Source organism: Paenibacillus fonticola DSM 21315 (assembly GCF_000381905.1).
GTDB classification, from domain to species: domain Bacteria; phylum Bacillota; class Bacilli; order Paenibacillales; family Paenibacillaceae; genus Fontibacillus; species Fontibacillus fonticola.
The window spans coordinates 1-13,235 of sequence record NZ_KB907297.1 but is presented as its reverse complement, the minus strand read 5'-3'; the positions used below and the strand labels follow the sequence as shown (position 1 = coordinate 13,235).

Annotated in this window: 10 protein-coding genes; 1 reads left to right on the top strand and 9 read right to left on the bottom strand. The window is 46.9% G+C overall.

The annotated features are described in order from the left end of the window. The 6 genes from G358_RS0129020 to G358_RS0128995 all read right to left on the bottom strand — a co-directional run. The coding region (locus G358_RS0129020; protein WP_019640761.1) for a glycoside hydrolase family 28 protein at positions 1-943 on the bottom strand (943 nt) is incomplete at its 3' end. A gap of 62 nt (positions 944-1,005) precedes the next feature. Beyond that, positions 1,006-1,392, bottom strand: coding sequence for a glycoside hydrolase family 88 protein (locus tag G358_RS31105; protein WP_084662923.1), 387 nt, complete (start codon positions 1,390-1,392; stop codon positions 1,006-1,008). Between the two features lie 91 nt (positions 1,393-1,483). After that, positions 1,484-2,359 carry a carbohydrate ABC transporter permease gene (locus G358_RS0129010; RefSeq protein ID WP_019640759.1) on the bottom strand — a complete coding sequence of 292 codons (876 nt, stop codon included), beginning with the start codon at positions 2,357-2,359 and terminating at the stop codon, positions 1,484-1,486. Between the two features lie 21 nt (positions 2,360-2,380). Beyond that, positions 2,381-3,346 carry an ABC transporter permease gene (locus G358_RS0129005; protein ID WP_026342523.1) on the bottom strand — a complete coding sequence of 322 codons (966 nt, stop codon included), beginning with the start codon at positions 3,344-3,346 and terminating at the stop codon, positions 2,381-2,383. Positions 3,347-3,472: 126 nt separating this feature from the next. Then, entirely contained in the window at positions 3,473-5,029 is a 1,557-nt protein-coding gene (locus tag G358_RS0129000) for an extracellular solute-binding protein (RefSeq protein ID WP_019640757.1), read from the bottom strand. Positions 5,030-5,278: 249 nt separating this feature from the next. Beyond that, a complete protein-coding gene (locus G358_RS0128995; protein WP_019640756.1) occupies positions 5,279-6,793 on the bottom strand; it encodes an extracellular solute-binding protein in 1,515 nt (504 codons plus the stop codon). 234 nt (positions 6,794-7,027) lie between these two features. Here G358_RS0128995 and G358_RS0128990 point away from each other — a divergent pair, with 234 nt between their 5' ends. Then, positions 7,028-9,385 (top strand): AraC family transcriptional regulator, encoded by a 2,358-nt coding sequence (locus tag G358_RS0128990; protein ID WP_019640755.1) that lies wholly within the window; start codon positions 7,028-7,030, stop codon positions 9,383-9,385. 546 nt (positions 9,386-9,931) lie between these two features. On the opposite strand, the gene G358_RS0128985 is transcribed toward G358_RS0128990, so the two are convergent. The 3 genes from G358_RS0128985 to G358_RS31100 form a co-directional block, all read right to left on the bottom strand. Beyond that, a complete protein-coding gene (locus tag G358_RS0128985; RefSeq protein WP_019640754.1) occupies positions 9,932-11,506 on the bottom strand; it encodes a glycoside hydrolase family 43 protein in 1,575 nt (524 codons plus the stop codon). A gap of 21 nt (positions 11,507-11,527) precedes the next feature. Then, positions 11,528-12,505, bottom strand: coding sequence for a pectinesterase family protein (locus G358_RS0128980; protein ID WP_019640753.1), 978 nt, complete (start codon positions 12,503-12,505; stop codon positions 11,528-11,530). A 40-nt stretch (positions 12,506-12,545) separates the two neighbouring features. Continuing rightward, positions 12,546-13,235: glycosyl hydrolase family 28 protein (locus G358_RS31100; RefSeq protein ID WP_019640752.1), on the bottom strand; the 690-nt coding region annotated here is incomplete at its 5' end.

The following is a 13,235-nucleotide window of genomic DNA, read 5'->3' as shown; positions in this document are numbered from 1 at the left end:
CCCATACATATTTGTCTTTGCCGCGCGGGCCGCAGAAATAGTACAGCTTCAATATAAACGGGCAGATGACGTCCTCCATTACGATGTTGCTGATGCGGATGTCCTCCACAACCCCGCCCCGTCCGCGGCGAGATTTCAGGCGAATGCCCCGGTCCGTCTGCTTAAACACGCAGTTGCTGATCGTCACATTGCGAATGTCCCCGCTCATCTCGCTGCCCAGCACGACAGCGCCATGGCCGTGAACCATCGTGCAGTTCGTAATTGTAATGTTCTCGCACGGAATCCGTTCCGCCGTATCTTCCGTCCCCGCTTTGATCGCGATGCAGTCATCCCCCACATCGATGTTGCAGTTGCTGATCCGCACGTTCGTGCACGATTCCGGGTTAATCCCGTCCGTATTCGGCGAATCCGCCGGGTTTAGAATAAATAAATTGTCGATCGTCACGTTGTAGCAGCAGATCGGGTTGATCGTCCAGCTCGGCGAATTTTTTAAAGTGATGTCTTTTATCGTTACCCGCTCGCAGCGGTCGAAGCTGATCATTTTCGGTCTTGGATATTCGAGCTCCTCCGGGCGATTCCGGTGCTTATCCCACCACGGCTGACCGTTCCCCTCCAGCGTTCCGCTTCCAGTAATCGAGACGTTGTGCAGATCGCTTCCGTAAATACAGGAGGCATGCACCTGCCGCTTAACGCCCTCCCATCGCGATTCCACCGCAGGATAATCCGCCGGGTCCGTGCTGAACGACAGGACAGCGCCCGGGCTTAAACGAAGTTCAATATTGCTTTTCATAAATATAGCGCCCGTATGGTACGTTCCCGCTGGAACATAGACCGTTCCGCCTCCGGCTGCACTCGCTGCATCAATGGCGCGCGCAATCGCCTCAGTGACAGGCAGCGTGCTCCCGCTAACCGCACCATAGTCTACAATATTGTATACAAACACTTCTCTCCCCCCCATTTTTCTGATGCCGCAACAAGCGCTTCGATCCCCGACTCGAATCGCCGTCAAAGGATGGACTGCATTTCAACACAAGCCATAACAAAAGCACCTACACCATGCAGGTCATTATTCACTCTAGGGCGCGTTACATAGTTCTCATAATCTCCCGCCGATGTGCCGATGCAAATATCCGGTAAAACTAACCGGCCCCGTTCATCCCGCTCCAGCACATGAATCAGGCCTTCATATCCTTTCTTGGCAGCAGCCGCAGCGGCTTCGCCGGCAATGCCCATCTTTACCGCTTTAGCGATCGTATATACGAATAAACAGGACCCCGAAGTCTCCAGCCAATTATCCGGCTGCTCTCCCTTATCGACTACCTGATACCAAAGTCCGCTCTCTTCATCCTGATAGCGGACAAGAGCCTCAACGAAATTGCCCAGAACATAAATAAGCTCCCATTTTTTAGTTCATCTTATATTGCTCCAAGTTAAACTGCAGTGTACGCAGCCAATATACAATGCAATAGGAACTGCAAATAAGTTATCCTTTCATCGAACCCAGCATTGCCCCTTTGGCAAAGTGCTTCTGCAGGAATGGATACACCATCAAAATCGGCAAAGTGGCTACAACGATAACCGCCATTTTAATCGTCTGGTCTGGCGGCGGAACGACGCCGTCCAGCGTAGCACTATGATCCAGGCCGCTAGCTAGGACAACAATTTGTCTGAGCAGAACCTGAATCGGCCACTTCGCACTGTCATCCAGGTACAGGATCGCCGTCAGATAGGTATTCCAATAAGTAACCGCGTAGAACAATGAAATGGTCGCTATCGCCGGCATGGATAAAGGCAATACGATTTTGAATAGAATGCCGAAATCATTACAACCGTCGATTTTAGCTGATTCCTCAAGACCTTCCGGTATATTTTGGAAGAAGTTTTTTAGAATAATCATGTTAAAGGCGCTGATCGCCGACGGAATAATCAATGCAGCATACGAATCGATCATCCCCAGCTCTTTAACGACCAGAAAAGTAGGAATCAATCCGCCATGGAACAACATCGTGAATACGACGAGGAAGTTCACAACCTTGCGTCCATCCAAATCCCGGCGCGCCAGCCCGTAAGCCATCAAAGAAGTCAGAAACATACTGACCAATGTCCCCACCAGCGTCACTCCGATGGATACAGCCATCGCCTTGAAAATCGTACTCGTAGAGAAAATAAATTTATATGCCTCGAAGCTCCATACTTTGGGGATCAGCACGAATTTACTGGCCGCCAATTCTGCGCTCGTGGTAAATGATCCTGCTACAACGTGCAAAAAGGGAAGTACCGTAATCAAAGCGATGATCGCTAATAAAGTAAAGTTTACAGCAGCAAACAGCCTGCCGGTGAAAGATCTGTCTTCTACCATTTCAATTCCTCCCGTAGCATATCAATAGACGCCTTCTTCTCCCATTTTCTTGGAGATTTTGTTCACAGTCATGACCATAATGAGGCCGATGATGGATTTAAAGAAGCCGATCGCCGTACTGTAGCTAAACTGACCTTGCCTTAAACCTGCGGTATAAACATACGTATCGATAATCTCCGCAACTTCTCTGTTCATGGAATTGAGCAGCAAGTAGACATGCTCGAATCCCAAGTCGAGAACGGAACCTATTTTCAAAATAAATAGAGTAATAATTACGCCTCTAATAGCCGGAATCGTAATATGCCAAACTTGTCTCAGTCGTCCGGCACCATCCATGCGAGCCGCTTCATACAGCCCTGGGTCGATTGCCGCAATCGAAGCCAGGTAGATGATCGTTCCCCAGCCTGCTTCTCTCCAGATCACCTGGATAATGTACATCGGTCTAAACCAGCTCGGATTTAACAGAAAGTTGATTTTTTCAAAGCCAAAAAAGACAAGCAAATCATTGATAATCCCTCCGTCCATCGTGACCATAACGAATGAAATGGAGACGACGATAACCCAGGACATAAAATGGGGGATATAAAGGAGCGACTGGAAAATCCTCTTGAAGAAGTTCCCTCTGAGCTCATTCAACATTAACGCAAGGATGATCGGTATCGGAAAATATATAAAAATATTCAGTCCAAATAGAATTATGGTATTCTTCAAAATGTTCAAAAAATCCGGTTCACTAAACAGCCTGTTAAAATGCTTCATGCCTACCCAGTTGCTTCCGAGAATGCCGTTGTAGGGCTTATAATCCTGGAATGAAATGATGAGTCCATACATGGGCAAGTATTTGAAAATGAGAAAGTACAGCAAGCCCGGCGCAATCATGACATAGAGCCATCGATTTCTCCATATTCGTCTTTTAACTTCATTTTTACCCTTCGAAGACTTAAGTACCGGTTGAGCTGTACTTGCCTGTGCGGTGACATCCTGCATGATCTTCTTCCTTTCTGTTTCATATTGGTGCAAGGTTCCGCCGCTCTTAGGAATAGAAGAGGCTGTTGAGTATATCAACAACCTTTTCTACTTCCTTCTTATAGCTAACTTACCTTGGCCAAATCCTTATTTCTTGTATGCAGCGTTGTACTCTTCGATGATTTTATCCCCGCCCCGCTTCTTCCAGTTCTCAACTTCTTTCTCAAAACCGGCTTTATCGATTTGACCATACATATATTTATAGGTTGCATCCGTAATGATTTGCTGCAGCTCGACGCCTTTTTCCGTGTACGTAGCAGAATCAAGCGGTGCCGTTGGGTCAGGTACGCCTACCTTTACATTCTCCAAGATGAGCTCTTCCGCATGGATTCTGCCTGGCAGGGTGTTATAAGATTCGTACATGCCGTTCGTCTCGGATTCGCCGATGACGCTATCCTTGTAGCCTTTGACTTCCCTTTCGATCAATTCCTTGTCATCAGTTGGCTTGGCTTTGCCGTCTTCAACTGTATAGTGAACGCCTTCGATTCCCCAGTACATCAGGTTGGAAACTTCCGGGGTCATCATTTTGTCGAAGAAGGCCAGAATTTTCTTCAATTCAGCCTCATCTTTAATTGCGCTTTTCGGGAACAGAACTACGTTGTTGTATCCCGGGATCATCCATTGCGCAAATTTTCCGTCCGGTCCGGCCACCATACTGTGTGTATCCACGACAGCATCCGGAACGTTCTTGATAAGGTCTTTGTGCAAGGAGTCAATATCCTGCATGGAACCGCCGATGTATAGACCCGCTTTGCCGCTGGTGAACATTTTGACGGCATCTGTCTTGCTCGTTGCGGCGAAGTCCTGGTTCATATAACCGCCATCGCGAAGCTTCTTGAAGAAGTCCATTGTGTCGATATATTGCGGGAACGTAAATTCAGGCTGCAACTGGCCGTCCTTTTCTCCCCAGCCGTTTGGCGTACCGAACCAGGCCGATACGGTTTTGAATGCCCCATAGATCAATTCGTTCCGGTCAACGATCCCGATTGTATCCTTCACGTTGTTTCCATCCGGATCTTGCTCCGTAAACGCTTTCGCCATTTCGAACAACTCATCGACGTTAGCCGGAGCAGCCAGATTCAATTTGTCCGCCCAGTCTTTACGATAGATGATGCCTTGACGGGCCAGCGGTCTGCCAATGTACAGGGAGTACAGCTTGCCTTCGACTTTCGTATTATTGAGGATTTCCGGCTTCAGCTTGCTCAGGTTAGGGAATTCGCTGAGGTAAGGCCCGATTTCCCAAAATTGTCCGTCTTTAATCGGATCCTTCATTTGAATGAAAGTGGTTTGGTTTTTCAAATAAGTCACTTGCGGCAGGGAGCCCGTTGCAAAGGAAGAATTCAGTTTCTCCTCATAGGTGTCCGCCGGGAAAAATTGATAAGTTAACTTGGTGTTTGTTAATTTCTCAAGCTCATTTTTGATCGTATCGGGCGGTGTCTCTGAAGTGTTTAATGGAAGCATGATTTTAATTTCTGTTGGAGCTTCTGTCTTCGCTTCTGCTTGAGCTTCTGTCCCTGCCTTGGATGCGTTTCCACCAGTTTCAGCCGGAGCTGACGCACCTTTGTTGCCGCCTGAGCATGCCGTCAGCATGACGCTGAATGTCAGCAGCGCAGTCAACAAGATGGAGAAGGATTTCTTTTTCATAACCGTTCTGACCTCCATTTGACTTATTGTGATTACACGTTCCACACTACACGCTCTTTCAAATATCGAATACAATCATTTGCCCACAAAGCGCGTGTTTATCACGGAATCTGAACAAATGATTATCGTGTTACACAATATTTTTTCATAAAAAAAAACCACTTCGCCGCTATGAAGTGACCCCCAATTGTTAGACACAATCTAACAGTTGGAGGTGCAGTTCATTAGCGCAGTGGTTCATGTGTTCGATTATTTATTTTGAAGCGCGTACGCCTCGTTATATTCCTGGATGATCAAATTTCCGCCATGGCTTTTCCATTTTTCAATCTCCTGTTGAAATTCCTCAGCCGTTAAATACCCAAGAATATAATTGTAGGTAGCATCGGTAATAATTTGCGACAGCTCCGCATTTTTCTCATCAAAGGTGGGAGAACTTAAATAAACTGTCGGGTCCTCCACCAGAAACGACTCATTATCCTTGCTTAATTGCTCGGCCAGGGCAGTCAGTTCTTCCTTCTGGACTACCTCCATTATATTTTCGTTATTCATATTGGCAATTACGAGAGAATAAAGAGGATTCACTTCATTGACACGCAGCTTCGAAGTTTCCTCCGGAAGTATTACCTTCCCGTCTTTCAGCTCATGATGGCGTCCCTCCAGTCCATACATCATCAGATTGGCGATATCCGGATCCATCGTCCGGTCAAAAAAACCGAGCACCTGCTTCAGTTCCTGCTCTGTCGGGATCGCTTTTTTGGAGAAAAGATATAATCCATTGTAATTGGGAATCGACCATACTTTATACCCTTCAGGCCCTTTGATCCGATTGATCAGCGTAAATTCAGCCTTCGGGTTCAGGACATGAGCTTCGATGGACAGCCGCTGTACATCCGTCATGCTGCCGATCAAAATACCCGCTGTGCCATTGATAAATTTATCGCGTTGGATCTCTTTGCTGGTTAAGGCAAAATCCTGATTAATTATTTTCTCATTATATAATTTCTTCATGAAGTTCATCGTGTTCATATATTCCATCGTCTCAAATTCAGGAATAAATTCGCCGTTCTCTACCTTCCAATTGTTCGGGGTCCCGAAATAGGAGCTAAGCGTTTTGAATACACCATAGACAAGATCATTACGGTCTACTATACCTAGCGTGTCATGCTTGCCGTTTTGATCCGGGTCATTAAAAGTAAACTGCCTCATTACCTCATACAATTCATCCAGTGTGCGAGGCTTGCTTAAATGAAGATTGTCCAGCCAATCCTGACGGATCATGATTCCTTGCCTGGAAGAGGGCCGCTCGGTATATAAGCCATAAATTCGCCCATCTACCGCCGTCTGACGCAGGATCGAGGGCTTCAAGGTTTTTAAATTTTTATAATCATCGAGATAAGGTCCTATCTCCCAAAAAGCCCCGGATTTAATGGAATTCTTAACCAGATTATAATCACTGAACTTAACGAACGTCACCCTGCCTAGGGAATTGGTAGTCAAGGCCGTATTCATTTTATCCGTATAGACACCCTCCGGTACCCATCTGATATCAAGCTGCACTTCTGCCAGCCTCTCAATTTCGGCAATGAGCTCCTTTGAAGGCTGCTGCGGAAAATGCAGCGGCGTCAGAATCGAAATGTACGGGCGCTTCTCACTGCTTTGGGCTTGCAAGGAACTGCTTGTATTGCACGCACTTAATAAAGGAATGAAGAACATAATAAGCAAACAGCAGCAGGCAAGGATTCTTCTATTCGTTCCTCTGGACATTCATACTTCCTCCTAAATATGTTTACGTGACGTAAGGCTGATCCCCCTGAATGATTGCGCTTACAATAATTATATCTATGAATTATATGACCTTTTACTTGAATATTTTACATTTCATAGTCATAATTAGAGAAAATGATTATCGGCCGGCGAGATGATTATTGTGATTCCTCTTCAAGTTACTTACACTTAGATCAGGTGACTACTTCCACATAAGCAGAGGTGCTGAGTACTGTGAAACCATTAAGCTTCTTAAGTAAACTGACCATTTTCGCATTTGCTATTAGCACACTCCCGGTGCTGTTTATCGGTTCCTTCTCCTATCTGACATCCTCATCCGAAATTCAAAAAAACGTGAACAAAAGCAAAATGGAGCTTATTTTGCAAATCAGTTCAAATGTAGAGCATAAATTAACTACAGTCAACCAGACTTTAAACCAAGTTGTCAACTCCAGTGTTTTAAGAAGAGCTCTCGATAATCCATTAAATGAGAGCGATTTCATTTTGTACAATGAATTAAGAAATGAAATTCGCAATATGCAATCGTTTGATACGAAGCTGGAGGATGTCGTGCTGCTGAACAAGCAGGAAAACTGGATGATTAAAAATTCCGGCCTTTACCGGTTAGATCAGTACAAGGATTATGAGCAGTTAACGAATCTGATGAACATTACTGATAATACGTCCTGGATCTTAACCCCGTCTTCCTGGTTCTACAGTGAAGAAAGCATAAATGTGTCAAATTGTGATTACAGTATCAGCCTTATTAAAAGACTCCCGACGGCACAACTGCAAAAATATGGCCTTGCTCTGGCTAACATTCCGGCCTGCAGCCTTCAGGATTTCATCAACACAGACATACAGGCACTGGACAGTATTATGGTACTCGACGAATACAACCGAATCCTGCTTCACCCGGACCGCTCTTTGATCGGCAAACCCGTTAATGAAAGCGGATTCACAAACATCGCCGAAATTTCGAATCCCTCGAAACTTTCGGGGCAATTTGAAACGGCAATCGATAAAAAAAATTACTCCATCAGCTATATAAAATCCCAGTTAAACGGCTGGGTTTATTTATCGGTGACTTCCATAGAAAGTCTGACGAAGCAATCGAATATGATCGGCACCTATACGATTTATGTCTGTGCGCTTTTGCTGCTGTTGTCCGTTTTGCTCGCATGGGTCGGTTCCCGCCGCATGTATACGCCAATCGAAAGACTGCTTAATCAAATGGGACAGCGAAAGGCCGACCTGAGAGCCAAGCATGCCAATGAATTTCAAATGATCGACGAGCACTTGCAGCATTTGTTTCAGTCCAAATCGCAGCTGGAGAAGGAGGTTCGCCAGCATATCCAGCAGGTTCGCACCTTTTTCCTGATCAAAGCTTATAACGGAACCATTAAGAAACGTGAGCTGTTTGAGGAGCTGGAGCAGTTCGGATACCGCACTCAGATTGAGGAATGGAAGACGATGGCTGTTATTACGCTGTCGATGGACTTCTTTGACGACTCCACCTACGAGAAGAAGGACATGAATTTGTTGTTGTTTGCCGCTCATAATATGATTGAAGAGTTAGTTCGCCCGGATCAACGGCTTGCTCCCGTAATTATAGACCATACAATTGTGACGTTAATTGGCAGTGCGGACGGCAATATAGAATCCTTTCACAAAACACTGTATTCCTTAACTGAGATGCTTCAGCAAGAAATAAACAGTTACTTGAAGCTGCAGGTCAGCATCGGGTTGAGCCTTCCCTTCCATTCCTTGCACAAAATATCGATCGCTTATCGCGAAGGGCTGGAGGCATTGAAGCATCGCATCAAGCTGGGCAAAGGTGTAATTATCCAATATGAGAACATTAACTCCGGCAAGCATTACCTGAATTCGAACTACCCGACGCATAAAGAAAATGATTTAATGGATGCGATCAAATTAGCGGAAACGGATAACGCCAAAGAGCTCGTGCAACAGTTGTTTAAGTCGATCTTCGCCCTGGAGCTGTCACCGCAGGAATATCAAATTCCGCTAACCCGCCTATTAAATAATTTGCTCATTATGATGCAGGAATCCGGCATTAGTTTAAACCAAGTATATCACGCCAACGGCTCATTGTTTGAAGAACTGCTTGATCTGCATACCGCAGCCGAGATCGAGGATTGGTTTTGGAGCGTAGTCATTCATCCGATGATCAAAATTTTCAACAGCAGACAAAATGCCCAGTACCAGAACATTTCTGAGAAAATTATCGATTTGATACAGCAAAACTACGACACGGATCTTACGTTGGAAGAGTGCGCTTCGCGGCTGCACTATAACGCCAACTATATCAGCAGTGTTTTTCGGAAGGAAACCCAGTATTACTTCAGTGAGTACCTGACGATGTTCCGGTTTAATATGGCGAAAAAATGGCTGAGGGAGACGGATATGACCATTAAGGATATTGCCGCCAGGTTAAGATACAATAACTCGCAAAACTTCATCCGCTCCTTCCGCAAGCAAGAAGGGATGACTCCCGGCCAATACCGGGAAATTTATGCCGGCTCCAAGCCAAAGTCAGGCTTTGATGAGTCGATCATGCACAGCAGGTAAGGCATGCGTTGCTGATAATGCATTGCAGGCAAGTGCATTGCAGGCGGTGCATTGCAGGCATGACCACCCGTCCAACGGGTGGTTTGCTCTTGGGATACCCCCCCCCCTGTTGCCAAACTGCGCCTAAAGACGCTAGCCTACTTATATAACCGTTTAAAGATTTCAGTTAAGCCTTTTCTTACTTGATTATAGATCTCTTTCCATGACTCAGTACGTAACGGAATTTTATAACGAAGCTGATGATCGCTATCTGTGTAAAAATAACCCTTCCCAAAATGTAACGAAGCTGGGTAACGTTATTTCAGTCTTGATTGCTCCAAACTGAGGATAAACCGCAAATAGAGTGTCTGAGATTCGTTAAATTTAAAAACATCGTAAATATGTGCAAATAGCGTGGCTGAGATTCGCTAGAATCAAATAACAGTGGTTTTTTGTTTCACGCGTTTCACCCACTCAACTGGCTAAAGCCTAAATAAATGAAACCTCCAAAAAGGAGGTTTCATTTCGATCAGCGTCTCAGGGAATAAAACCATCGCGGGTTCTGTCCTATTTCCCCTGGTAACAGAAGCGGGCGAAATCAGCATAACTGCCTTTATATTGCTGCATGTCATGGGCGGCAATACCGACGAAATTCCCTGTGAACCCGCCGGATAAGAAGCTGATGTTCTGCTCATCATACAACGGCTGCCAAGCGGCATCGTCACCGAGATGATAATAAAATTGCGCCTTCGTTTCATTCACTTCAACCGCCAGATGGATCGGGCCGGCATCGGCATGGGGTAACGCAGTCGTCTCGGGAACTAGAGAAAAGGCATCCTCTTCGTTCCGCATCATCCGCAGAACTTTGCCTTGCCCCTCTTCATGGCTGGCATACGCGTACAGATAATTTTCATCATTCAAGTACAGCAGCAGCCCGGCCATTTGCAAATAGCTGGTTGGATCGTACTCCAGCGACGTTTCTGCCCGGAAGCATGTATCGGTTTGCCGTATTGCGATGATATGATGCTGGAACAGGCTTTGAATCGACTCTCCAGCCATTAACCGGAGATAACCTGGACGGGCTGTGAACGAACACCAGCTTTCATCCTCAAGTATCCGCAGCGTATTCCATGTTTTGTTCAGCTTCGGTCCGGCAAAATGATCTTCAAATTGTATTTGTGACTGCAGCGTACTTACAGAAGTCCCTGCCGGAGCCGGCGTCTCCAGCTGCGGTGAATTTCCGCCTGCCGTTAACCGCAGCCAGCCCTCTTCGTTCCAGTATACCTGCTGCAATGCCGTCTCCCGGCCCAATATGGCATATTTCCCTTCAATCGGTCGGGTACACAAGTGCGCCATATACCATTCGCCGCCTGGCGTCTGCACCAGACTGCCGTGTCCGGCACATTGCAGCGGCAGTTCGGGATGGTCACGCGAAGTAAGCATCGGGTTTTGCGGATCTACTTCATAAGCTCCGAGCAATTGCTTGGAGCGCGCCACGGTTACAGCATGTCCTGTTCCCGTGCCGCCCTCGGCGGTGATTAGATAGTAATAACCGTTCTGCTTGTAGATATGGGGCGCTTCCGTTTTCTTTAATGGCGTGCAATCGAAGATTTTAACAGGTTCGCCAATTAATCGCTGCTGCTTGGCATCATATTCCTGCATAACGATGCCGCTGGATTTATTTCCCTCCAGTATCCGGTAATCCCACAGTGCATTCAGCAGCCACTTCCGGCCATCGTCATCATGGAACAAAGAGGGGTCAAACCCGCTGCTGTTCAAATAAACCGGCTCTGACCAAGGCCCATCAATCGATTCGGCAACGATCAGGAAATTGTGGACATCCTTAAACGGCCGTTTCGTACTCTTCACATCGGTATACACTAAATAGAACAGATTGTCATGATAACTGAGCTGCGGTGCCCAGATGCTGCAGTTCCGCGGGTTGCCTCTTAAATCGACCTGATTCGTTAAAATATCGCAGCGATGCGCCCAGTTCGCCAAATCCTTGGATTCGTACACCCGCAATCCGGGCAGCCATTCAAATGAAGAAACGACAATGTAGTAAGTATCCTCTACACGTACTATACACGGATCAGGATTAAAACCTTTTAAAACAGGATTCTTGATCATTCCGTTCGTCATGTCAGAAGTTCTCCTTCTCGATTATTGTCCATTTTCGTTCCCGCCCCGCCTCCAAAAGTCACTTCCAGCGAATACCGCTTCCTTGCTCCATTCCTCATCGCTGGCCTCAGCACACTCCGCCCATGGAACACGATGCATTGACAATGCCGCAGCGCCGTGCACGCCAAATTCCTGATAGCATACCGTCGCCTCATTATCCGGATTGTTCCAGTTGTCCCAGCCCTGCGGATGAATATGCGGCCCTAGCAAACAGTCCACAAATGCAGTTTTAGCATACTCACGCCAAGGGCGTCCCAAATAGACAGGGTAACTGTCAGGCTCCGCCGTCAAATAGCAATCCTTGAATACATAGCCATAAGCCTGACCCCGGGGTGTCGAAGCGGCTGTAATAAAGCCGGCACGGTTACCGTAATGACGCAAGCTGCGAATTTCACACTGCTCAAAATAAGCGGTTGCGCCGCCAAAAATAAAATCAACCGTTCCCTCGATATAGCAATTTTGGTACAGCTGACGGTAGTGGGAATGATGCTCCTTTAGAGGTACGCCGCCGAATTCCGCGCGCTCTTTAGGCGCCGGGGGCAGCGGGCCAGTGAATAATGTGTCCTGGTGGCCCTTGAAGGAACAATTTCGGAACACCGTTTCATCACAATGAGCATACACAGCAACCGCCTGCCCAATCTCTTCGCCCTGCCCGGCGGTATTGCAAATAATAAGATTTTCTAAAACCAGATGACTCCCGCCTAAAAATAAAGTAGGGGTCGCAAAGGTCCCGATTTCCGCCCCTGTTTCATCCCGTTCTTTAGCGTACCGGTTCATGACAATTTCGACCTGGCCGATCCCTAGAATTTTGAGGTGCGAACGATAAATTCGCACCTCTTCTTCATAAACGCCTGATAAAATATACAGCGTTTCAAACACATTGCCGTCCCGCTGCTCCAGCGCATCAATGGCCTCTTGAATCGTATGGTAATCACAAAACGATGGTTTGCCTACAATCATGGCTTCCTCGGTTCCTTTCCCTTCTTGCGGAATTGTTGGACTAATCGGTTCTGCCGTTCATATTGTCGTTTGAAGGCGCGACGGTGACTTGCTCCACCAACTTCTCAGACTGTTTGGTGTTTCTAGATTCGCAGTCCTTAATCTCGGTTTTTTCGCCGTTTTCGATGTAAAAAGCAGGGCCTTCATGGTTCTCGATCGTCACCCGGTTAAAACGCACATCCCGCACGTTGCCTAAATAAAACCCCCGGCGCTGCATCTTCTCGATCCCTGCCATCATTGCAGGATAGCCGGGAACCGCTTCCTCCGCCATCGATATATCGATATCCGTAAACGTAATTTCTGCGACATATTGCTCCGCTAGCCCGTACAGAAAGCCGGCTGCCGCATGGACGCTGCGCGCGGTAATATTCGCAAAATGAATGCGTCGGAAGCACGGGGTCTCTTCCGTGACCGGATAAGGGTGCTTGCCCCATACATATTTGTCTTTGCCGCGCGGGCCGCAGAAATAGTACAGCTTCAATATAAACGGGCAGATGACGTCCTCCATTACGATGTTGCTGATGCGGATGTCCTCCACAACCCCGCCCCGTCCGCGGCGAGATTTCAGGCGAATGCCCCGGTCCGTCTGCTTAAACACGCAGTTGCTGATCGTCACATTGCGAATGTCCCCGCTCATCTCGCTGCCCAGCACGACAGCGCCATGGCCGTGAACCATCGTGCAGTTCGTAAT

Excerpts from the sequence above, each read along its gene's own strand:
- G358_RS0129010 (WP_019640759.1), bottom strand. The coding sequence starts at position 2,359 with ATGGTAGAAGACAGATCTTTCACCGGCAGGCTGTTTGCTGCTGTAAAC.
- G358_RS0129005 (WP_026342523.1), bottom strand. The coding sequence starts at position 3,346 with ATGCAGGATGTCACCGCACAGGCAAGTACAGCTCAACCGGTACTTAAG.
- G358_RS0129000 (WP_019640757.1), bottom strand. The coding sequence starts at position 5,029 with ATGAAAAAGAAATCCTTCTCCATCTTGTTGACTGCGCTGCTGACATTC.
- G358_RS0128995 (WP_019640756.1), bottom strand. The coding sequence starts at position 6,793 with ATGTCCAGAGGAACGAATAGAAGAATCCTTGCCTGCTGCTGTTTGCTT.
- G358_RS0128985 (WP_019640754.1), bottom strand. The coding sequence starts at position 11,506 with ATGACGAACGGAATGATCAAGAATCCTGTTTTAAAAGGTTTTAATCCT.
- G358_RS0128980 (WP_019640753.1), bottom strand. The coding sequence starts at position 12,505 with ATGATTGTAGGCAAACCATCGTTTTGTGATTACCATACGATTCAAGAG.